Source organism: Fibrella rubiginis, assembly GCF_017353185.1.
GTDB lineage: Bacteria > Bacteroidota > Bacteroidia > Cytophagales > Spirosomataceae > Fibrella > Fibrella rubiginis.
Genome location: NZ_JAFMYV010000003.1, coordinates 507,218 through 528,751, shown reverse-complemented (window position 1 = coordinate 528,751; position 21,534 = coordinate 507,218). Strand labels below are relative to the sequence as shown.

At 56.0% G+C, this 21,534-nt stretch carries 15 protein-coding genes; 2 read left to right on the top strand and 13 right to left on the bottom strand.

The window, feature by feature from the left end; genetic code table 11:
• Window positions 1-31: 31 nt before the first annotated feature.
• The 13 genes from J2I47_RS09050 to J2I47_RS08990 all read right to left on the bottom strand — a co-directional run bounded on the left by J2I47_RS09050 (window position 32) and on the right by J2I47_RS08990 (window position 16,290).
• The gene (locus J2I47_RS09050; RefSeq protein WP_207364236.1) at window positions 32-1,393 is read right to left on the bottom strand and encodes a type VI secretion system contractile sheath protein TssC; all 1,362 of its coding nucleotides are present in this window, start codon (window positions 1,391-1,393) and stop codon (window positions 32-34) included.
• Between the two features lie 16 nt (window positions 1,394-1,409).
• Entirely contained in the window at window positions 1,410-1,853 is a 444-nt protein-coding gene (locus J2I47_RS09045) for a hypothetical protein (RefSeq protein WP_207364235.1), read from the bottom strand.
• 47 nt (window positions 1,854-1,900) lie between these two features.
• Window positions 1,901-2,479, bottom strand: coding sequence for a hypothetical protein (locus J2I47_RS09040; RefSeq protein WP_207364234.1), 579 nt, complete (start codon window positions 2,477-2,479; stop codon window positions 1,901-1,903).
• A 23-nt stretch (window positions 2,480-2,502) separates the two neighbouring features.
• The gene (locus tag J2I47_RS09035; RefSeq protein WP_207364233.1) at window positions 2,503-2,901 is read right to left on the bottom strand and encodes a hypothetical protein; all 399 of its coding nucleotides are present in this window, start codon (window positions 2,899-2,901) and stop codon (window positions 2,503-2,505) included.
• A gap of 1 nt (window position 2,902) precedes the next feature.
• Window positions 2,903-5,422: an ATP-dependent Clp protease ATP-binding subunit gene (locus tag J2I47_RS09030; RefSeq protein ID WP_207364232.1), complete on the bottom strand. Its 2,520-nt coding sequence runs from the start codon at window positions 5,420-5,422 to the stop codon at window positions 2,903-2,905.
• A 198-nt stretch (window positions 5,423-5,620) separates the two neighbouring features.
• The gene (locus J2I47_RS09025; RefSeq protein ID WP_207364231.1) at window positions 5,621-6,742 is read right to left on the bottom strand and encodes a BamA/TamA family outer membrane protein; all 1,122 of its coding nucleotides are present in this window, start codon (window positions 6,740-6,742) and stop codon (window positions 5,621-5,623) included.
• A gap of 113 nt (window positions 6,743-6,855) precedes the next feature.
• Window positions 6,856-7,956 (bottom strand): NAD(P)-dependent alcohol dehydrogenase, encoded by a 1,101-nt coding sequence (locus J2I47_RS09020; protein ID WP_207364230.1) that lies wholly within the window; start codon window positions 7,954-7,956, stop codon window positions 6,856-6,858.
• 150 nt (window positions 7,957-8,106) lie between these two features.
• Window positions 8,107-8,892 (bottom strand): DUF4397 domain-containing protein, encoded by a 786-nt coding sequence (locus J2I47_RS09015; RefSeq protein WP_207364229.1) that lies wholly within the window; start codon window positions 8,890-8,892, stop codon window positions 8,107-8,109.
• Between the two features lie 105 nt (window positions 8,893-8,997).
• Window positions 8,998-10,539, bottom strand: coding sequence for a SusD/RagB family nutrient-binding outer membrane lipoprotein (locus J2I47_RS09010; RefSeq protein WP_207364228.1), 1,542 nt, complete (start codon window positions 10,537-10,539; stop codon window positions 8,998-9,000).
• 5 nt (window positions 10,540-10,544) lie between these two features.
• Window positions 10,545-13,637 (bottom strand): SusC/RagA family TonB-linked outer membrane protein, encoded by a 3,093-nt coding sequence (locus tag J2I47_RS09005; RefSeq protein WP_207364227.1) that lies wholly within the window; start codon window positions 13,635-13,637, stop codon window positions 10,545-10,547.
• A 207-nt stretch (window positions 13,638-13,844) separates the two neighbouring features.
• Window positions 13,845-14,537: a TIGR04283 family arsenosugar biosynthesis glycosyltransferase gene (locus J2I47_RS09000; protein WP_207364226.1), complete on the bottom strand. Its 693-nt coding sequence runs from the start codon at window positions 14,535-14,537 to the stop codon at window positions 13,845-13,847.
• Window positions 14,538-14,729: 192 nt separating this feature from the next.
• The gene (locus tag J2I47_RS08995; RefSeq protein WP_207364225.1) at window positions 14,730-15,521 is read right to left on the bottom strand and encodes a ferritin-like domain-containing protein; all 792 of its coding nucleotides are present in this window, start codon (window positions 15,519-15,521) and stop codon (window positions 14,730-14,732) included.
• A 28-nt stretch (window positions 15,522-15,549) separates the two neighbouring features.
• On the bottom strand, window positions 15,550-16,290 hold the full coding sequence (locus J2I47_RS08990) for a ferritin-like domain-containing protein (protein WP_207364224.1): 741 nt from the start codon (window positions 16,288-16,290) through the stop codon (window positions 15,550-15,552).
• A gap of 414 nt (window positions 16,291-16,704) precedes the next feature.
• Between J2I47_RS08990 and J2I47_RS08985 the strand changes: the two genes are divergently transcribed.
• Both J2I47_RS08985 and J2I47_RS08980 read left to right on the top strand, forming a co-directional pair.
• A complete protein-coding gene (locus tag J2I47_RS08985) occupies window positions 16,705-19,746 on the top strand; it encodes a SusC/RagA family TonB-linked outer membrane protein (RefSeq protein WP_207364223.1) in 3,042 nt (1,013 codons plus the stop codon).
• A 93-nt stretch (window positions 19,747-19,839) separates the two neighbouring features.
• Complete coding sequence (locus J2I47_RS08980; protein WP_207364222.1) at window positions 19,840-21,525, top strand: RagB/SusD family nutrient uptake outer membrane protein; 1,686 nt, start codon at window positions 19,840-19,842, stop codon at window positions 21,523-21,525.
• Window positions 21,526-21,534 lie beyond the last annotated feature (9 nt).

Sequence of the window (21,534 nt, the reverse complement as noted above, 5' to 3'; positions counted from 1 at the left end):
GGGGTTTGTATGGTTGTGAATTGATTAAAAATTACTGCTGTTCTACACCGCCTTTCCAGTCGGTGGCGTCGTCGCCGCGGGTGCCGTCGAGGCGAACCAGGAAGCTCTTGGCGGGGAAGTAGGGCTTGATGTGGATGTCGAGGAAGACGCGGTCTTTCACGTCTTTGTCGCGCTCGAACCGCAGAATCTGGAAGTCTTCGATGATCTTGTCGGAGCCGGTCACGCTGTTGAGGAATTTCACGATCTGCGCTTTCAGGTCCTTTTCGGTGTCGTAGGTCCAGTTTTCAAAGGCCCGGCGGTTCAGAAAATCAATGAGCACTTTCATGATCCAGTCGAACACGCGCACCACCGAGTAAGTCTGAAGGCCCTGATTATCACCGTTGAAGAGGGTTTTGGCCGAATACGCCATCATCTTATTGAACTCGTTGACCATGGGGACGAGGCCCATTTTTTCGAGGTTGGCGATCTCGCTCTTTTTCAGGTCGAACCGTACACCATCTACTTCGTTGAGGGTGCCGTGTTTGGAGCCGGCCACGGGCTGTTGCAGCTGCGTTTTGTAGATCTTGCCCGCCAGTGCCGTTGAGGGCGGCAGATAGAGGGGTTCTTCTTCGCCGAGGTCAGTATACGCTTCGCGGCCCACGAGGTAGTTGCAGGTCATCATCACGTTGGCCTTGTAGGCGTCGGCACTGGTCATGTCTTCTTCCTGGAAAAGCTCCATCACGTCGTCGGGGGTGTCTACGTGACGGTAGTCGGTGAGGAGCATCACCTTGTTCTCGTGCGCCAGCCGCGCCCATTTATCCACCACTTTTTTGGCTCCCAGGTAGCCCGGCAGCACCATCAGCGAATAATTCTGGCGCAGGTCGAGCTTGTCGTAGTTCTGGCGCAGCTCGTCGGCAATGGTGTCGAAGAAGAGCGTATTGTCGAGGTCCTGAATCTGCTCGGCATCGGCGTTGACGATGGAGATGTTTTTGATCTTCTCGGTGTCGGCGTTTTTGTAGAACATGGCCACCGACCGGTAGGCCGTTTCGAGGGCTTTGGTCTCGTCGAGGGCCTTTTTCAGGTTGCGGCGCAGGGTTTTGGCAGCCACGTCCGTTTTAGCTTCGGCCTCGCCCACCATGTCGGCCACGTTTTCGTGGTTGGCGAGCAGTTCGGTCCACATTTCCAGGCGTTTACGCAGGTTTTTGCGCTCTTTCTCCGACCCTTTTTCGGTCAGGAAAATGCCTTTGCGGGCCTTCTTGGCGGGGTTCATGTTCTGGGCACCTTCCACAGTGGTCTCCACAAACTCGAACCCGCCAAATTTGGCCAGTTGCTGGGCACTGTCGGCTACCTGTTGCGCCGGGTTGGCCACCCGTTCCCGAACGGCGGCGGTGGTGTTGGTCTGTTGTGTTTCCATTTTCTGAATGAGTGAATTAGCCTTCCAGCTCCTGAATCATGGCTTGCAACGCGGTGAGGTAAATCGCTTTTGAGGCGGGGTCGGCCAGGATTTTCTGGAGGACCTTGTTGCCTTTCAGTTGTTTGATAAACTTCTGATAGTCTTCCTGTTGGCTGTTGAGGTCCTGCAAAAAGGGACTCTGCGCCGTGATGCCTTTCCGCCCAAAATCGCCGAGGTTCTGAAACCGCAACGTCTCGTCGACGCCCTGCCCCTCGGCATCGTCGAAGGTGACGTCGATGTTGGGTCTATAGCGGGCAAAGACGGCTTCCACCGTTTCGAGTTTCTCTTCCACCACGGGTTTGAAGGGCGCGTCGGCGGTGAGTTTCTGCACCAGCAGGGTGCGGTTTTTCTGAATGTCAGAAATGGCTTCGTTGGCGTCGTTTCCCTTGCGTTCCTGCCCGCCGAGTCCGTAATCCATCATAATGGTAGGGGTGTGGTTTATTGGTTAAAAGCTTGACGAACAGTTTGTTATTCGTAATCAACCCGCGTGGCTACCTGCGGGTAGGGGCGGCTGAGCAGTTGCCCACCCGTGCTTTGGTTGGGCTTAAACTGATACAGATTGCCTGTCCAGTCTGCACCGGCGTATTGGGTGACGTCGCTGGCGAAGACGGTGGCTCCGGTGTAGGAGGCGATGTGCTGGCAAAGGCTGCGGCCATCACCCCAGTTGCCCTGATTGTTGCCGTTGGCTATGCCGCAACTGGCCAGCACAATGTATTTGAGGCCTTTACCGCGCAGGGCCTGAAACAGATGGTCATTGTCAACGGCAATGGGCGTATCGCCGAGCATGATACCAAAGCCGCTGGTCTTTTCGGGCAGGCTGTAGTCGCCTTCCAAACTCATTCCCTGCGCTGCCCCCGCCGTCGTGAGCGAGATACCATGAGCCATGATATACAGCTTGTTTACTTTGCCGGGCCGGAGCTGACTGGCTACCCAGCCCAGCAGGGTCTTGGTCTCGGTGCTGCCGTTGAAGCCAATTTTTGCGGCTGCCAGGCCATCGAAATACCCAGCAAACTGGGCGTCGGTCAGAATAATCCAGGACTTATCCATGGTAGTAGAGGGTGGATAGTGATTTAATAGCCTATGTATGAATCTGTCTGAAGACGTATTTCCAGTTCGCTACGCCAGTTGCGGGCCAGCGAAGCGCGAACAGATTCATAGATTTTGACTCTGTTGGGGTCGATACCTGAAAGCCAGTTTCGACGTAACGCAGTGGCTATAAGCGCCAGAATTGTTGATACAACCCCGACGTTAGGTCTGTAGAAGGTCCTGAAAAGCCCTTCTACGAAATTCATTCGGTTACTAGCCGCGATGGCCTCAATGAGTAAAGCCTGAGCGAAGCCTCGGTCTGGATCGGTGATGGTCATTGAGCCAATACCGTTGCTGGTAGGCCAGAACATCAATAAGACCTGCTTCGTCTGGTCGGGACTAAACAGCAGTTCGTTAGGAGCGAAATGGAGAAGAGAGGCCATCTTAGATAAGGGGAAGTGGTGTCGATGGAATGTTCCAAACCAGTTCGCCTGCCTCGTCGACACCCAGATTCAGCACGCTGCCTTTGCCAATTTCGCCGGCGATGATCATGCGCGAGAGGGGGCGGCGCAGGCGGTTGCGGATCACACCGCGCAGGGGCCGGGCACCGTATCTGGGCGTGTAGCCTTCCAGGGCCAGTTGCTTCCGGGCCTCGTCCGACACCGTGAGCGTGATGCCCTGCTTGGTCAGCGTCGTTAGCAGTGGTTTCAGTTGAATGCCGAAAATGCTCATCACCGCCGCCTCCGAAATGGGCAGGAACGGGATGATCTCCGTGAGGCGACCCAGAAATTCGGGCCGGAAAAAACGGCCCATAATGTCCAGCAACTCGCCAGAGGTAGCCAGTTCGTTCTTAGCGGCTTTCTCCACCACCCAGTCCGAGCCGATGTTGGACGTGAACAGGATGATGGCGTTGGTGAAGTCGCCCTCGCGGCCCAAGCGGTCGTGCAGCAGGCCTTCGTCCAGGATTTGCAGGAAAAGATCGAACACCGAGGGGTGCGCCTTTTCGATCTCGTCAAACAGGACTACTGCAAAGGGTTGCTGCCTGATTTTGGTCACCAGCAACCCGCCATTTTCGTAGCCTATGTAGCCGGGAGGGGCACCGTAGAGCAGCGCGGCGGAGTGTTCTTCTTTAAACTCCGACATATCGAACCGGATGAGCGCGCGCTCGTCGTTGAACAGAAAGTCGGCCATCGACTTGGCCAGTTCGGTTTTGCCGGTGCCGGTAGGGCCGCTGAAAAAGAACGACCCAATGGGTTGCCCCGCCCGGCTCAGGCCCGAGCGGTTTTCCAGAATGGCGTCGGCAATGATGGTGGTGGCGTGGTCCTGCCCCACCACGCGCTGCCGCAGGTGTTCGGCCAGAACCAGCAGTTTCTCGCGTTCTTTCGACTGAATTTTCCCCAGCGGAATGCCCGTGCGGCGGGCCACCACAGCGGCAATTTCGGCGGGGCCAACCTGCTGTCCCAACTGTTGGCCGAGGGTGTCGAGCTGGTCTAAAAGTACCCGCAGGTGTTCAGAAAGGGCTTCGGGTAAAACAAACCCGGCCGTGTCGGTCTCGTCTTCGATCTGTCCCAACAGCACCGGACTAAGGCGCGCGTTGAGTTGCCGCTCAAACCAGCGGAGGTCGTGCAGGGCCAGTTCGGGCAGGCTTTGGGCGTGTTCGCTGGTGAGGGTGTGCAACTCCGTGCGCAGGCGTTCCAGCTCCGGTGCGGTGGTGGCGGTGGCCAGTTTCAGGGCCGACATCGTCCGGTCGATGAGGTCAATGGCGGCGTCGGGCAGGCGGCGGTCTTTGAGGTAGCGCCGGGCCAGCCGCACGGTCTCGGCCACGGTGCCGGGGGCCAGCGATACCCCGTGGTAGGCCTCGAAGGCGGGCACCACGGTGCTCACCATCCGGACGGCGGTGGGTTCGTCGGGTTCGTCGACCACCAGCACCTCGAAACGGCGGGCAAAAGCTTCGTCTTTTTCGATGTACTTGCGGTATTCGTCGTTGGTGGTGGCCCCAATCAGGGTCAGTTCGCCCCGCGCCAGTTCGGGCTTGAGCAGGTTGACGGTGCCCATGGCCCCGCCGTTGGGGTCCAGCAGCGTGTGTATTTCGTCGATGAAAAGCAGGGCTTTGTCAAACGATTTCAGTTCGGCCAACATGGTCTTAAGCCGTTCTTCCACCTCGCCTTTATACGACGCTCCCGCCACCAGCGAACCCACGTCCATCTGGAGTAATGTGGCTCCCTGAAGCTGTGGGGGCACTTGTCCGGCCACAATCTGCTGCGCCAAGCCTTCCACCAGGGCTGTTTTACCCACGCCCGGTTCGCCCACAATGAGCACGTTGGGCTTCAGCCGACGACCCAGAATTTCGAGGAGTTGCCCGGTTTCGCGGTCGCGGCCCACAATGGGGTCCAGCTTACCGTCGCGGGCGGCGGCAGTGCGGTCGGTGCAGTATTTAAAGATTGACTTGACGGTTTTGTCCGCTGCCGTGCCGGTTGAGGCCGAAGCAGCCCCGTTGCTATGTCCATTGCCGCCCACGGCCTGCTGCAACACGGCATCGCGCAGGGCCAGTTCGAGCAGTTGGTTTTCGGTGAGGGGGAAAGACTTAAGCTGATCGACCGAAAACGCCAGGTTGGGTTTGGTCATGGCTGTCAGTACCGCCAGCGGGCTAAGCGCCATCTCGCCCAGTTTCATGCGTACCACGTCGGCCACTTCCAGCAGGGCGCGGGTGGCTTCATCGGCGCGGGGGTCTTCGCCCAGGCGGGCCGACTTCGGACTACTCTCAATCCGAATATCGGCCCAGTCGCGGAGGTACGCCACATCGACGTTCCAGCTCACCAACTGCGACGCCAACCCTACCTCATTGTGCAGGATACCGGCCAGCAAATGACCGGGTGCCAGCGACGGGTGCTGGTTTTCGCGGGCAACAGCCTGCGCAATCTGCACAGCCTGACGCAGTTCGTCGGTGTAGGCGAGTGAAAGCATGATAACAGGAAGATGTGGATCTGGCCAGGGCAAAGGGCCGGGGGCAAGGAGTGGGCGGTAGCCGCTGCTCGTCGCTCCAAGCTCTCTGCTCTTTGCTCATGACAAACGTACCAGGTAGGGGTACGTCGCCGCGTCCCATAAAAGGGGGACAAAGTGGCGGCAGTCACACAACGAAGAAGGCAGTTAGGCACCGACCGCTTAAAACGCTTCGCCGATGGTCAGGTACACGCCGCTGGAGCCGACGCCGGTGTAGGGGAGGCCACGACCATAGTCGAGGCGGAGGTTGACGAGGTCGCGGTTGACGCGGATGCGCAGGCCCGCACCGTAAGCCGCTTTGGGTTGGTTCAGCCGCAGAAAATCATGTTGGTTACCCAGCGCACCCACTGAGCCAAAGCCAACGACACCTAGCCGGTTCCAGACATTCAGGCGCAGTTCGGCCTGCAACAGAGCGAGGTTGTCATCGCGGTAGCGGCCTTCGTAGAAACCCCGCCCCCGTTTGGTGCCGCCCAGGAGTGACAGCGCGTTGAACGGAGCCTGTCCACCAGTGGTCACGCTGAGCACGTAGTTCAGCGCCAGGGTGAGTCGGCGATTGAGCGGATGATACGTCGACACGTCGCCCACCCAGCGATCGTACCGCACCTGACTACCTACGGCACTACCCTGACTCAGGAATGAGAAATCGGCCACCATGCCCTGGCTGGGGTAGAATACGTTATTCCGCGAATCGTAGAACAGCCCCGTCCCCACGCCCGACAAAATGCTACCAGCTCCACCCGGCACCGCACCCGATGCCAGCAGCCCGTCGGGGGTAGTGCTGGTGATGACGTAGTGCTCATATTGGTAGCGCAGCCCCACATACAATCCCCGCGCCGACGGCGGTTGCCCTGCCACTGTGCGCTGGTTAGCAGCTGGTTGACTCACTCGCCGGAAGACGTTGACGCGTATTCGGGGAAAATCAACGCCGTAGAGTTCGTTAGGTACTTCGCGCTGACCCAGCCCGAAAAAGAAGTAGTTGTATTTGTAATAACCCAGCTCACCATTAGCGAAATACCGGTTGTTTTTGTAGAAAATCTGGAACGGCAGGTACAGCAGCAACTGCTTATTCTGGGTGTAAACCGCCCCCAGCGTGACCTGCGACGGCCGCACGTTTTGGCCTGTGTCGCCGCGAAACCGGAACGTAGCCGTGGGCGCAAACCCATAGCCAAAGCGTGTTTCGGGCGTATAATACACCACCGGCAACGGGAGCAAACTGAATCGTTTGGGCGGCACCGAATCGGGTGGGGTAAGCAGGCAGGTAATGAGCAGTAGCGCGTTGAGCATATAGCTCTATACGTGGAAAGGCGGCGTAGGGTTTAGCAACGGCAGTGGGCAGTGGCAGTGGCAGTGGGCTTGCGTCAGCCACTGCCTACTGCTACTGCCCACTGCTCACTCCTTCATTCCGCTTCACTTTTCAGGGTTTGCATGTCGATGACGAACCGGAAGCGGACGTCTTCTTTTTCCATGCGGTCGAAGGCCTGGTTGACGGCCTGAATGGGGATCAGTTCAATTTCGGGGGCCAGGTTATGCTCGGCGCAGAAATCGAGCACCTCCTGCGTTTCCTGGATACTGCCAATCAACGACCCCGCCACCGACCGGCGGTGCAATGCCACCTCCATGTTGTTGGTGGCTTTCGAGAACGGTGCCAGCACACCCACCACCACCAGAGAGCCGTCGCGCTTGAGGAGCTTGATATACTCGTTGATGTCGTAGGGGTCAGGGATCGTGCTCAGGATGAAATTCAGGGAAAGCTCGGCGGCGTTCATGGCCTTAATGTCGCTCGACAAAATTACGTGGTGGGCACCCAGGGCCTCGGCGGCGCCTTTTTTGGTCTCGGTGCTGGTGATGACCGTCACCTCGGCACCCATAGCTTTAGCCAGCTGCACGGCCATATGGCCCAGCCCGCCCAGGCCCACCACGCCTACCTTATCACCGGCTTTCACGCCCCAGTGTTTCATTGGCGAATAGGTCGTCACACCCGCGCACAGGATCGGCGCGGCAGCTTTAATGTCGAGCTTGTCGGGAATGCGCAACACAAACGACTCCTTTACGACGATCGACGTCGAGAAACCGCCGAATGTATTTTTCTTATTGATTTCCAGTGGGTTGGGTTGTTGAAACCCGTTGTAGGTAGCCAGAAAACTCGACGGACCTTCGCAGTATTGCTGCACTCCTTCCTGGCAGGAAGCGCACTGCCCGCACGAGTCGATCATGCAGCCCACGCCCACGGTATCGCCTACTTTATACGTTGTTACGTTGAGACCTACGGCACTGACTTTCCCCACAATTTCGTGGCCCGGCACGCAGGGATAGAGCGTATTGCCCCAGTCGTTTTTGATCTGGTGCAGATCGGAGTGGCACACGCCGCAGTACAGAATATCAATCGCTACTTCGTCGGCTTTGGGCTTGTCGCGCTCGATGTTCATGCGCGACACCATGTTGAACGAATTGATGAGTGAGCGGCTGGCTCCGTAAGCTTTTGTTTTGGTCGTTTCCATGCGTTGCGTGAATTAAAAAAAGCAACTCAGCAACCTATTATTTCAATAGACTGATGAATTGCTTTCCTAAGCAGACAACGAACGGTATTGTTTTAGGCTTGTGAGGCAAAGGCCCAGCCCCGTCGATCTGGGTTGATGCGCAGAGAGGGCCTAGCGATTTATGTATCCGTTAAGCGCAGGCGCCTGCGCGCCGGTTCGGCCGAAAACACCGCGGGCAAACACGGTAAACACCCGCCCGTTTGTCAGGTTAGTGAACACGTAGTTGGCCCCGATGTTGGCCGCACTGCCACTTCCACGCAACACCAGCGTAGCCCCATTAGCCACGTCGACGGGGATAAACGCAGTAGCGGTTTTGTAGGGAATGTTCTGCACTAGCGGCGTCACCGTTTTGCCATCAGCACCCAGCAGGCCTAAATCGTAACTTGTGGGGCCGTTGGGAATCAAGTTCATGAATCGAACATAAAACCGGTTTGATGATGTGGCCTGACTGAAGTCATCATTGACCAGAAACGTTTCCGGCTGCACACCCGTACCCGACACCACCAATGAGTAGTACTTATTGTCTTCGAGCGTAACCGAGGCTGTACCAATGGCCGTGGCGCTGTTAACTGTTGTGGTAGCAGGCGAGGTTAGGCTCAGCGACAGTGCACCTGGCGTGACCACCACGTAGTTTGAGCTTATCGACGGAAACGAATTGCCAAACGTGATTCCCCCCACAATACCAGGGCTACTGGTAGAGGCTCCAATGGGCGTATAGGCGCTCAGCTTGCGGCCATTGGCGGCCACCTCCACGCCACCCGGCAAGTCAGGAGCGGCGTTAATCACTTTCAGCCGTGCCCCCGACGTAACCGGGTCGACGGGAATGCTCAGCGTATTTTTTTCGCATGATGCCAGCACTGTGCCAGCCGCGATAAGGACGTAAATGAAGTGCTTCATGGAAGAGAAGTTCAAGGTTCAACGTCTAAGCTTAAAGGTTGCTTCGCGCTCCGCATATTACATGCGAAGCAACTTTTAACCTTAGACGTTGAACCTTGAACTCATTTAAGGTTGTGTAAACCAGACGGGTTTGGTGTGAAAATCGAGTTCGAACCCGCCGATTTTAGTCAGGGCCGGAATGTTCCAGACATACTCCGAGTTGTAGCGCGGGCGTAACCGTTGCACGGGTTTATTGTTGTTATCCTGGTAGAGCGTAGTGGGCAATACCAGGGAAGTAAACACGTCGGCGCTGTAGTTGTAGCGACGCATGTCGGCCCACTGTTCCAGGAAACCCCAGCCCCACTGCGCAATGTATTTCTGCAACATGATCTGGTTGAGCGTCAGCGCACCTGCCGTAGCAGGCACCACCGCCGGGTTAGCCAGATAAGCGGCACGGTCGGCGGCAGGCGTGTTCACGTAATAGGCACTCATGTGCGCTTCAATGCCTTTTTTGTAGGCTGCCAATGCCGTGGCCTTATCGCCCTTGATAAACGCGGCTTCGGCTTTAATGAACTGCAGCTGCGCGAAGGTCATCAGTGGAAAAGGCCCTTTGTCGGTGAAGATAAAACGGCCCGTGGTGCCCACCGGCGGATTTACGTTAATGGCTGTACCCCACGGATTTACCACCCGAACGTTGGTAGGTACGCTTGCTGCTGTCGACTGCCCCTGACCAGGGTTGAGGCCCCGATAGTTACCATCGCCGCTGGGAGCCAGCATGATGGGTAGTCGGGGGTCTTTGGCACCGGTGAACACGGATCCATCCAATAACCGTAGAATAAACGCTGATTGGGCGTAGGGCATCAGATTTTGCCGCACTGGTCCAAAGAAACTGGCATCGGCGGTGCTAAGGCCGTTGAAGGTGAAAACGGCGTCATCGTTATTATCTACAAAGGCACTATCTACATACTGAATCACCTTGTCGGGGCTGTAGGTGCCCTTTTTGTTCGACAAGTGGTGTGCGTTGATAGCCAGCAGACCGTAGGCAAACCGTTTCCACTTGGTCCGGTCACCCTTATAAATCACGTCGCCGCGGGCCAGTTGTACCTGCGATACTTTGCCGTCGTTGCGGTTCAGGTTCGTGATGGCTTCGGTGAGCAGTTGCGGTACTTTGGCATATACCTCTGGCTGCGTGTTGTAGTTGAAGGTATTCTTATTCGGGTCTTGGTCGTAAGCTTCATCCAAGATGATTTCGCCGTGAATGTCGGTCAGCATCTGAAAGCCCCACGCCTGCATAATCAAACCCACGCCGAGGTAGTCCCACTTCTGCCCCGCCCGCGCATCGTCGACGAGGTTGATGTTGTTGCGCCCCCCGCGCCAGTACACGTTCCGCCATAGGTCGCCACCGTTGTCGGAAGCGGGTAGGTAGCCGTGCAGATCCCAGCGGTCGCCGGAGCCAGTGGCCTGGAAATTTTGCACATACCGCCCAATGAATCGCGCATCGAACTGAATGCCCAGCGCATACTGGTTCTGGATGGGTGCCAGCAACAGGGCCGCCTCCACCACGTCGGGGTTATTTGGGTTTTTGTTGATGTCTAGGTAGTCGTTGCAACTGCTCAGCATCAGGGCCATCCCCGCTACGAGGAAGGCAAAATATGACTTGATTTTCATGGTGATTAAAATCCTACGTTGATACCTACGTTGAAGACGCGTGGCAGGGGCAGGTTGCCAAAATCGAACCCAAATCCGCCCGACCCGCCCGTGGCGGCATTGGTGGTGTTTACGCCGGGGTCGCCACCGGTGTAGTTGGTCAGCAGCAACAGGTCGGTACCCGTAACAAATACGTTGGCTGACTTAAACACCCGTGAGTTGCTCAATACTGACGATGGCACGGCATACCGTAGGGTCACTTCTTTAAGCCGCAACCAGTTGATTTTACGCTCGATAAACGTTTCGTCAGAGATCGACGTATAGTAGGCATTGTTGTAATAGGGCGTCACCTGAATATTGTTGGGTGTAGGCGTGGCTGTGTTTTCCAGCCCATCTTTCAGCACCCCCCGGAACACGCGCGGCGTTTCGCGATCTAGTGTATTGCGGCTCAGACCCAGGTTGTACAAAAATGATTCGGTACCATTATATACATCGCCACCTTTGCGAATATCGAGCAATACGCTCAGGGTCAAGGCCTTGTAGGTAAGCGTATTCAGGAAGCCCATCACAAAATCGGGGTTGCGGTCGCCCACAATGCGCCAAACGGTTTCGGTTAGGGGCAGGCCTGTGAGCGGGCTTACCAGAATGTCGCCGTTGTTGTTGCGCACGTAGGTGTTGCCTGTCATGGTCGTCAGCGGCGACCCCAGCCGTACGCCATTACGTACGTTGCCCGACGCCCAGGTGTCGGAGTTGTAGTATTCCTGCAAATCGTTGGGCAGGGTTTCGAGCTTACTGTTGGTCTTGGCGAAATTCAGCGTCGTAAACCATGAGAAGTTGGGCCGACGAACGGGTTCGCCCGTCAGCGAAATTTCCACGCCTTCATTGTAGAGGCTGCCACCATTGATCGTTTTCAGAATAAAGCCGGTGCCGTAGCTGATACGCAGGTTCTGGATGATCTGGTCGCGGCTGGTAGTCTTGTAATAGGCCGCGTCGATACCCAACCGGCCGTTGAAAAACTTGGTTTCAAAGCCCGTTTCAAACGAGTTGACTTTTTCTGGCTTCAGATAAGGATTGGGAGCTGTGAAGCCATAGCTGAATCCACCACCTGTGGTAGTCTGGCTTTCGTAGGCTGCTGATGTACCGTATACCGGCGCTTCCTTGCCTACCTGCGCCATCGAAATACGGAATTTGCCGTAGCTCAGCGCCCGCTTAAGGCCACTGTCGGGAATAAGGTCGGTGAATACAAAGCCCAGGGAGGCTGAAGGGTAGAAGAACGACCGGTTGGCCGCTGGAAACGTGCTTGACCAGTCATTACGGCCCGTTACGGTCAAAAACAGCAGGTCGTTATAGCCCACTGTCACGTCGCCGAAGGCACCAATCAGCCGCCGTTGCGTCAGCGTCGAGAGCGATTTCTGGGTGAGCGGATCAGTATTATTGATCGACGTAAACTCCGGGTTTTGGAATTTTTCGCCCCGCGTGGCCAGTACGTTTGTTTCATTATCGTAGAGTGCTTGTCCTACCCGGAAAGAGGTACTCAGTTTGCCAAACTGCTTTTTAGCCGTTAGGAAATACTGACCTGTAAACACGCGCCCGTTGTCGGTAGCCTGATCCAGCGCACCAGCAATAACGCCACCCGCCCGGTTCGATTCGGGGTGGTATTTGATAAGGTAGTTGGCCGAGTACACGTCCAGCCCCACACGACCCGTGAAGGTCAGCCAGTCAGCAAAATTATAATTCAGACCAATGTTAGTAATAGCCCGGTTGATGCGATCACGCAGTTGGTTTTTATTGACATCGAAATAAGGATTCTCAATTTCCGAATTACCGGTAGTCACTTTCCTGCGCAGGCCTGTTACCGGGTCGATGTACTGGCTCATGTTGTCGTCGGCAGGCCAGGCCAGCATACCCAGCAAGAAGCTGTTTACGCCCTTCGACACTTTTACGTTGTCGGTGTTGATATACTGAATCGTTGATTCAAGCGAGAACTTATCGTTGAGCTTAGCCGTACCCCCCAGCGTCACGTTCAACCGCTTCAGGTTTGTGGTTGGGATCACGCCCTTGCTGTCCAGATACCCTACCGACAAACGGTAAGTGTACTTGTCGGTGCCTCCATCAAAAGCGAGATTATGCCGTTGCCCAATACCGGTGCGCAAAAAGCCTTCGGCGTTATTGTAGAGTGTGTCGGCTTCGGTGTAGCGCGGGCCGAAGGCGTTGAAGCTGCTGTTTTGCGTCACGCCGTTGTTGCCCTGCCCATAGATACGTTGCGTTTGTGGCAGCGGGCCAGTTTTTTGCACCGTCACGGCCGTACTGTAACTAATACGCCCCTGCCCGGCGCGGCCCTTTTTGGTGGTGATAATAATGGCGCCGTTAGCAGCGTCCACGCCGTAAAGAGCGGCAGCTTCAGGGCCTTTTAACACCGTAATTGTTTCAATATCATTTGGGTTAATATCCTGCGCCCGGTTCGAAAAATCGACAGTACGATTCTCGAATGACGTACCCGAATTTTTAGAGGCCACAAAGCTGTTGCTGGCAGCGGTGTTGTTGCTGATGGGCATGCCGTCGATCACGTACAGTGGCTGGTTGTTGCTGCTGATGGAGTTTACGCCTCGAATCAGCACCGACGACGACGAGCCGGGCATACCGCTGGACGTAGCCACTTGTAAACCGGCCACGCGGCCTTGTAATGCGTTGATATAATTGTCACGCTGCGAAGCGGCCAATTCATCACCTTTTACCTGCGCCACGGCATAACCCAGTTGGCGACTTTCGCGCTTGATACCCAGGGCCGTTACGACCACTTCGTTCAGGTTGCCTGCGTCGGGGGCCAGGCTCACGTCGATCACGTCGGCGTTGCCTACCAGTTTATCCTGCGATTTGCTGCCGATGAAACTAAACCGGAGCGTTTGCCCGGCGGCGGCCTGAATCCGATAATTACCCTCGGCGTCGGCGGTGGTGCCGCGCGAACTGCCCAATACAACCACGCTGGCACCGGGCACAGGGGCGTTGTTGTCGGCGGATGTTACTTTGCCCCTGATCTCGCGGTTTTGTGCCAGCGCCAATCCCAATGAGAGGCCCAGCATCACCACAAGCAGGAGGCATCGACGTAGCGATTGCTCCATAATTGATGAAGATTGGTTGATAGTTCTATTTTGCTTTGGCAGCAAAATTGCCGAGAAGCCCCGCTGATTGAAAGGATTTGGCCGAGAATATTAAATTATTCTTATAAATCGTAGAAAATTATCAGGTATAAATACAATAGCCTTACATAAGTTTAAGTATAAGTCGTTAGCACACACGCAAGGTCGCCAGCGCGGAACCAACCCGTACTACCGTAACAAACGTTTATAAGTACGCGCAATATGGATTGGCTGTACGTGGCAACTAAACAACATCACGGCCAGCAGGTTGGCCAATTGTACCCGCAGCCAGCCGTTTCGCTGGTATTTGCGTGCCGACACAATCACGTTTTTGGGTATAATCACAAACGGAGCGGAAATCGCTTCGATGCGGCGGATCATGTCGAAGTCTTCCATGATTACATACCGCTCATCGAATCCATTGAGTTGCTTGAACAGCGACCGCTTCATAAAAAGCGTTTGGTCACCCCCCCGACTGGCCGCGCCCCCAAACCGGGTAGCATAGCTGTTGAGCCGTAGCAGCCAGGGTAAGTCGGCATCGAACCGAAACCGGTATCGCCCCGCGCTGTAGCCATTAACCAGCGCATTGTGAATATCGACCACAAAATCGGGGTGCAGGCGCACATCGGCATGCACAAAGTAGAGTATATCGCCGGTGGCATGCCGGGCCCCCATGTTCATCTGTGCGGCACGTCCCGATTGGGGCGAATTGAGCACCGTAGCTTCCGCCCGCCGGGCAATAGCCACTGTATCGTCGGTGCTGCCGCCATCAACAACAATGACCTCTGCTACGTGTTCACCACCAAACGCACGGGCGTCGGCAACTACCTGGGCAATGGTGGTGGCTTCGTTTCGGGTGGGAATGATGACGCTGATGCGCATGGGAGAGGTGAGTGTATGGTGTTGAGTAGCTAGCGTATAATGCCTAGATACGAAGAAAGAGCAGGGGAATGAAACAACGAGTGAGAAACAGCAGATGGATAGCAATATAGACCGCTAATCATCAACCACCCCTGCTCATTGCTTCACCCCCCTGCTCTCTTCTGATTCCGGGTATCGGCAATCAACCCAGCATTACTTCGCCAGGAATGCGCCGGCAATAGCCAGCACCTGATCTTTTGACAGCGGCTCATCAAACGCTTCGGTTACTTCAGCGCGTGATTTACCCGTCAGACCAATGATCTCAATACCCAATTGGTGCGTGGTGTTTTCACCATCATAAATAGGCTGTGGCAGACCCGTAGCCTGGTTGTCGTTGATCCAGCCCTTGTTGCCGCGCACCATCCGGATACGGGCAGCGTGGCGAGCTTCAACCGAGTGGATATTCAGTGCCGCCTCCAAAATAGCGGGGGCATTGCGCAAATTACCAGCCTGACCTTTGTAGGCGCGAACACCCGTGTCTTCAAACGCCTGTGACACAGCCGCGTAGGTCTGGAAATTCGAGAATACATCTGGGAACGCCCCGCCCGCCGTGAAGTCGAACCTAGGCATGGCAATGGCCTGGCTACCCAATACCGATTTCAGCAGCCGCACGTGTGCATTTTCATGCTTACGAATTTGGGCAAACATTTCGCGGTATTCCATCGGTACCATCAGTGATGAACTGGCAGCACCCCGGTTGTAGAAATCCGATTCGGCATATTCCAGCAACAGGGCAAAATTCAGCACGTCGACTACGTTGCCGGGCAGACCTGATCCTTGGCCGTAGGCACTGGTTAGGGCCGAAGCCATCACCATAGGAGCCGCCGCTGCAACAGCTTTGCGGGTTAATGAACTAAACAAACCCCGGCGCGACACATGGGCCAGGCGGTCTGTGATTTCGCCGTCGACAGATTCGAGGTCGTTAAGGATATTTTGCAGATTCATCTGAATGTTTCTTTTAAAGGTTGAGCAATTAGGCCATTAAGCCCGATGTGATGGTTTCCTGGATAAATGGAGCCACTTTAGCCAGCACGGCACCTGGGTTCAGCGAACGCTCAAGGCCATTGCCATCAATTGGGGTATCACCCGCAAAGGCATTGCCGTTGGGGAATTGCAGTTCGCTCAGTACCGATGCGTGACGCGCCTCTACCGACACAATTTTGCCCGCCGTGATCAGATACGCCTCCGTTTGCAGAAACTTGCCGGCACCGTTATAGGCCGAAACACCCGTGTCTTCGAATTGACGAGCCACGTCAATTACCACCGAACGCTGGTTGAAGTTGATGCCGCTGAAATCGGGCGTCAGGCCCGGAATAGCTGCAGAACCCAGGGCTGCTTTGAAAAAGTCGCGGTGAATTTGCTCATGCGCGCGCAGGTCGTTGAACAATTGGCGCTCGTAGGCCGTCATCCCCGAATACGGGTTTTTCAGGACCATCTCGTAATAGGCTGCTTCGAGCTGCTCCAGGGCATAGGCGTAGTTCAAAATACCCAGTTCGCCCGAACCCAGATTAACCGTGATGCCGTTGCTTATCCGGGCACCAGCGTATTTCGACAGGTCGTTGGTGGGTGTCTTCGACACTACCTCGTCGGGTGCTGAGCAGGATGCCAGCACACTCCCAATCACGGCCACACCGCCCGCGTAACGCAGGAACGACCGACGGCCAAGCCCATCTGCCCGGCTTGGTGACTCAGATACTAAGTTAAGTTTTTCCATAATCGTAGGAACTAGTTTGCAGGTTAGCCCCGTCCGTTTGTTCGGACGAAGCAGAGGGTATACGCTTCTGGCAGACGTTTGGATTTTTTTATCGAGCAAAAAGCCGGGTTTTTTTTATATAACTATTTCGCGGTCCGGTTGCACCACTATAAGCACAAACTCACCTTTAGGTAGGCAATGGTATATACAAGTCTTCACGCTGGCGTAACACTGTCACTTACTTCTAGCGGAAAACAATAGTATTTTTCGGGGTACCCACACTTTGCGCATTGGGCCTCAAGACGTTAGCTGTTTCTGTGGAACCGTTCAGAGTCCGCATTACAACCCCTTTGTTACCATTCTTTTAAATACTGCGCCGATCGTTTGTCGGGTGGTATGTAGTTAGACCTTTGCCCCATTAATCAACACCCGGTTATGAAGCATCTCTATCTGTTCAGCGCACCGCGGCTGGCCTTGTCCATCTGGTGCACACTAGTTGGCTGCCTGGCCATTGCGGGCTCACCCGTTTTTGGGAAACCGTATCCGGCAGACTTCCCGCATGTATTACCTGTGGTCATTGATCGCACCGTTAGCGGCCGTGTCACCGACGCCACCACCAACGAGGCTCTTGCGGGCTGCACCGTGCTGCTGAAAGGCTCCAGCAAGGGCACCACCACCGACGCCAACGGCGATTTCCGCCTCGTTATTCCCGACGACAAACCGGCTACGCTCGTGATTGGCTTCATTGGGTTTGTGCAGCAGGAAATTGTAGTGGGTGCGCAAACGACTATCAATGTGTCGCTGAAGCCCTCGGCGGCAGAGCTGACGCAGGTGGTAGTGGTTGGCTATGGCACCGCTACCCAGCGCGACATGACCGGCTCAGTGAAATCGATCAAGAGCACCGACTTCAACCGCGGCATTATCAACTCCCCGGAGCAACTCTTGCAGGGCAAGGTGGCAGGCGTCAACGTGACGTCGGCGAGTGGTGAGCCGGGCAGCGCCCAGAGCATCACCATCCGCGGGCCGGGTGGGGTGCGCACAGGCAGCACACCCCTGTTTGTGCTCGATGGTATTCCGCTCGACAACTCCAGCACGGGTGGGGCCACCAACCCGCTGAACTTCCTCAACCCGCAGGATATCGAGGCCATCGACGTGCTGAAAGATGCCTCTGCTACCGCCATTTACGGTGCACGAGGTGCCAACGGGGTGGTCCTGATTACGACCAAAAAAGGCAAGGCGGGGGCATCGAGCATCAACCTCTCGGCCAACGTGGGTATCTCGAACCTAACGCGCCCCCTGGCCGTGTTTTCGGCCGACGAATACCGCAGGCAGGTAGTGGCCGTGGGTGGGGTGCTCGACGACCAGAAAGGCAACACCGACTGGCAGAAGGAAATCAGTCGGCAGGCCATTACCCAGAATTATAACCTGGCGTTTAGCGGCGGGGCCGATAAGCTCACCTACTACGCCTCGTTTGGGGTGCAGAATCAGGAAGGCATCCTGAAAAATAGCAAACTCAATCGCTACACAGGCCGGATCAATGCCACCCAGAAATTTCTGGACGACCGCCTTAGCCTCGACGTAAACCTGACGGCTTCGTATACCCTCAACGAACGTCCACCCATCGAGAGCCTCATTGGCGGGGCCATCTCGGCCAACCCGACGTATCCGGCCTACGACGCCACCGGTGCACCTTACAAATATCAGGGCGGCACCAACCCGCTGATTACGTTGGCCTTGCAGAAAGATTTGACCACCATAAACCGGGTTGTGGCCAACCTGTCGCCGTCGTATAAGCTCACCAAAGACCTGGTCTATAAGCTCAATCTGGGTGTAGACAATTCGAACTCGGTGCGCGATCTGCAGTCGCTGGCCAACGCGGTGCCGCAGCAGGATGGCCGACTGGAGAGCATCTACCTCACCAATCGCAACCTGCTGATCGAGAACTATTTCACCTACACAAAAGGGTTTGGCAGCCACAACCTGACGGCGCTGCTGGGGCATTCGTACCAGAATTTCTACATCCAGGGCCGTAGCTGGAGCGTGAACAAATTCCCCATCTCGCCCATCGAACCGATTTACAACCCCGGCCTGGGGCAGGATCTGTCGCTGGCCAACAACCGGCCTGGTGGCTACGCTATTCAGAATGAATTGCAGTCGTTTTTCGGGCGGGTCAACTACCAGTACAAAGACCGCTACCTGCTGACGGCCACGGTTCGCGCCGACGGGTCGAGCAAGTTTGGCGCGAACAATAAATACGGCGTATTTCCTTCCTTATCGGTCGGCTGGCGGCTGTCTGAAGAGCCGTTTATGCAGGGCAGTTTGTTCTCTGACCTGAAACTGCGGGCGGGTTATGGTCTCACGGGCAACCAGGAAATCCCATCCAAGATCACACAGGCCCTGTTTACGTCGCAGGTTGGCCCTACCACGAGCTACCCACTAGACGGCACCACGAGCTACCCGGCGGGTACGTCCTACACGCGCCTGGCCAACCCCGATATTCAGTGGGAAGTGTCCGGTCAGGCCGACGCGGGGCTTGATTTCGGCTTTTTCAACGGCGCCCTGTACGGCTCGGTCGATTATTTCCGTAAGGTGTCGAGCAAGATTCTGCTGGAAGTGATCCCCGCCGACCCTGTGCAGCCTGCGTCTACGTACTGGACCAACGTGCCCAACATGACCATTACCAATCAGGGCGTAGAAGTCGATTTGAACTACCGCTATACCAGTGGGCAGGGGCTGCGGTTTAGCATCGGCGGCAACATCACGTTCATCAACAACGAGGTCCGCAACTCGCCCTATTCGGTTATCACGTCGGGGTCGGCTACGGGATCGGGGCTTACCTCGGCTACCATAAACGGGTATGTAAACGGCCAGCCCATCGGCACGTTTTTCCTTAAAGACTTCACCGGTTTCGACGACAAGGGCATCAGCACCTACCGCGACGCCGATGGCGACGGCATCGTGACCGACAAAGACCGGATTTCGGCGGGGAGCGCCCTGCCCACGAAGCAGTTCAACATCAACGGTACACTGGCTTACAGGGGCTTCGACCTGGCGGTGAACTTCAACGGAGTGTCGGGCAATAAGCTCTATGACAACACGGCCAACGCCAACTTCTACAAGCTGAGGCTGTCGAAAGGCATTAATACCACGCCGGAGGCCATTCAGTTCGCCAACGAGTCGATCAACAACTCGGCCCCGGTGTCGACGCGCTTTCTGAAAGACGGTGGCTTTTTCCGGTTGAACAACGCCGCCCTGGGCTATACGCTCAACCCCAAGCGTATTGGCATCAACAAAGGCATTACGGGTATCCGGTTGTCGGCTACGGGCCAGAATCTGTTCGTGATTACGAACTACAACGGCTACGACCCGGAGGTAAACACGGACCGCACGATCAACGGCATTTCGTCGTATGGCATTGATTATCTGAGCTATCCCAAAGCCCGCACGTTTGTGTTTGGGTTGAATCTGACATTTTAATGGGGAAGGATGGAACGCGGATTTTTATGATCGTTATGATCTTAATTTCATCATAACGATCATAAAAATCCGCGTTCCATCCCCCACAAGACCATGAAAACGAAACTCATCTGCGCGCTGACTGGGGTTGGCCTGCTACTCTTTACTGGTTGTACGAATCTGGCCGAAAAAGTGCTGGACGAAGCCTCGGTGTCGGGGTTGACCGATAAGCAGGCTGCCGATGGCAACATTGCGCCGGTATACGCCCGGCTGCCGGACATTTTCCAGCACACTACCTATTTTGCCCTCCAGGAAATATCCACCGACGAGGCCATTCTGCCCTACCGCGGCGGCACTGACTGGGGCGATAATGGCATCTACCTGGCGCTGCACCAGCATACTTCCACAAGTACCGACCCCAATATCAGGAATACGTGGCTGCTGCTGTTGCAGGGCATTTCGCGGTCTATTACGGCCATCAACACCCTGCCCACGATCAACGACCCCGCCAGCAAAGTTTACATTGCCGAGGCGCGGGGCATGCGGGCGTACTACAACATGGTGATGCTGGACCTGTTTGGGATTGCGTTCCTGAAAGACGATCCACAGGCAACATCTGACATCCTGCGCGGCGAGGCAGCGGCCAACTACATCAAGGCTGAAATGCTGGCCGTAGAACCCGACCTGCTCACGACGGTGGGACCGGGCCGACTCTCGAAAGGAGCTTTGTGGGGGCTGCTGGCCCGGTTGCACCTCAACTACGCCGTGTACCGTGACCGCTACGCTGATACGTTTACGCATAAGCCCGAAGACATGGACAAGGTGGTGGAATACTGCGACAAGCTCATCAATTCGGGGCAGTACCAGTTGTCGAAAGATTATTTTCCCATCTTCAATTCCGACAATCATTCCAACCCGGAACTGATTTTCGCGGTAGACCAGCGGGCGGAGTTAAATGGGCACAACCGGCTGGCGTACTTTTCGCTGTCGGGCGATCAGTTTCCGATACCGGCCTATGTGGGGGCCAACGGCACCGACGGTCCGGCCATTACGCCCGATTTCTACCAGAGTTGGGTATCGGCATATGCGGGCAAAGATCCCACGGTTGATCCCCGCTTCTACAAACAGAACCTGAGTATCTACAGCAACCCTGGCGACTCGTGCGTGGCCGAATCGGCGTTTAATATCAACCGGGGCATTTTGCGGGGGCAGCAGTACGGCCTTATTCGGGTCAATGGCGCGTTTGTGAAGTGCCCGGACGGGAAATATAAAGTGGGTAAGCTCTTCAACACCACCCGCAACAAACCCACGCTGCCGGTAAACTTCACCGAGAAAATCGACTTTACCGTGGCGGGCAGCGACTACAGCACGGGCTACCGGGTGGAGAAGTATGAGTTTAGCAAAAAATCGGTGAGCGGCCGTAACCTCGGCGACGCCGACATCGTGATTGTACGCCTCGCCGATATCTACCTGATGCGGGCTGAGGCCAAACTCCGCAAAAGCAACGATGCCGCCGCGGCCCTCGCCGATGTGAACACGGTCCGGGCTTCGCGCACGGTCACTACGCCCCCGCCCGCCCTCACGAGCATGAACCTCGACCTGCTTTTCCGCGAACGGGGGTTCGAGTTCTACTGGGAAATGCTCCGCCGCACCGATATGATCCGGTTTGGTAAATACGAGGGCACCTGGACCGAAAAGACAAACACCGACAAGCAGAAACGCATCTTCCCCATCCCCCAAACCGCCATCGACGGTGCCTCGAATCTGCCGGGCTACCTGGTGCAAAACCCCGGATACTGATGTGTTCTG

Excerpts from the sequence above, each read along its gene's own strand:
- J2I47_RS09050 (WP_207364236.1), bottom strand. The coding sequence starts at position 1,393 with ATGGAAACACAACAGACCAACACCACCGCCGCCGTTCGGGAACGGGTG.
- J2I47_RS09045 (WP_207364235.1), bottom strand. The coding sequence starts at position 1,853 with ATGATGGATTACGGACTCGGCGGGCAGGAACGCAAGGGAAACGACGCC.
- J2I47_RS09040 (WP_207364234.1), bottom strand. The coding sequence starts at position 2,479 with ATGGATAAGTCCTGGATTATTCTGACCGACGCCCAGTTTGCTGGGTAT.
- J2I47_RS09035 (WP_207364233.1), bottom strand. The coding sequence starts at position 2,901 with ATGGCCTCTCTTCTCCATTTCGCTCCTAACGAACTGCTGTTTAGTCCC.
- J2I47_RS09030 (WP_207364232.1), bottom strand. The coding sequence starts at position 5,422 with ATGCTTTCACTCGCCTACACCGACGAACTGCGTCAGGCTGTGCAGATT.
- J2I47_RS09025 (WP_207364231.1), bottom strand. The coding sequence starts at position 6,742 with ATGCTCAACGCGCTACTGCTCATTACCTGCCTGCTTACCCCACCCGAT.
- J2I47_RS09020 (WP_207364230.1), bottom strand. The coding sequence starts at position 7,956 with ATGGAAACGACCAAAACAAAAGCTTACGGAGCCAGCCGCTCACTCATC.
- J2I47_RS09015 (WP_207364229.1), bottom strand. The coding sequence starts at position 8,892 with ATGAAGCACTTCATTTACGTCCTTATCGCGGCTGGCACAGTGCTGGCA.
- J2I47_RS09010 (WP_207364228.1), bottom strand. The coding sequence starts at position 10,539 with ATGAAAATCAAGTCATATTTTGCCTTCCTCGTAGCGGGGATGGCCCTG.
- J2I47_RS09005 (WP_207364227.1), bottom strand. The coding sequence starts at position 13,637 with ATGGAGCAATCGCTACGTCGATGCCTCCTGCTTGTGGTGATGCTGGGC.
- J2I47_RS09000 (WP_207364226.1), bottom strand. The coding sequence starts at position 14,537 with ATGCGCATCAGCGTCATCATTCCCACCCGAAACGAAGCCACCACCATT.
- J2I47_RS08995 (WP_207364225.1), bottom strand. The coding sequence starts at position 15,521 with ATGAATCTGCAAAATATCCTTAACGACCTCGAATCTGTCGACGGCGAA.
- J2I47_RS08990 (WP_207364224.1), bottom strand. The coding sequence starts at position 16,290 with ATGGAAAAACTTAACTTAGTATCTGAGTCACCAAGCCGGGCAGATGGG.
- J2I47_RS08985 (WP_207364223.1), top strand. The coding sequence starts at position 16,705 with ATGAAGCATCTCTATCTGTTCAGCGCACCGCGGCTGGCCTTGTCCATC.
- J2I47_RS08980 (WP_207364222.1), top strand. The coding sequence starts at position 19,840 with ATGAAAACGAAACTCATCTGCGCGCTGACTGGGGTTGGCCTGCTACTC.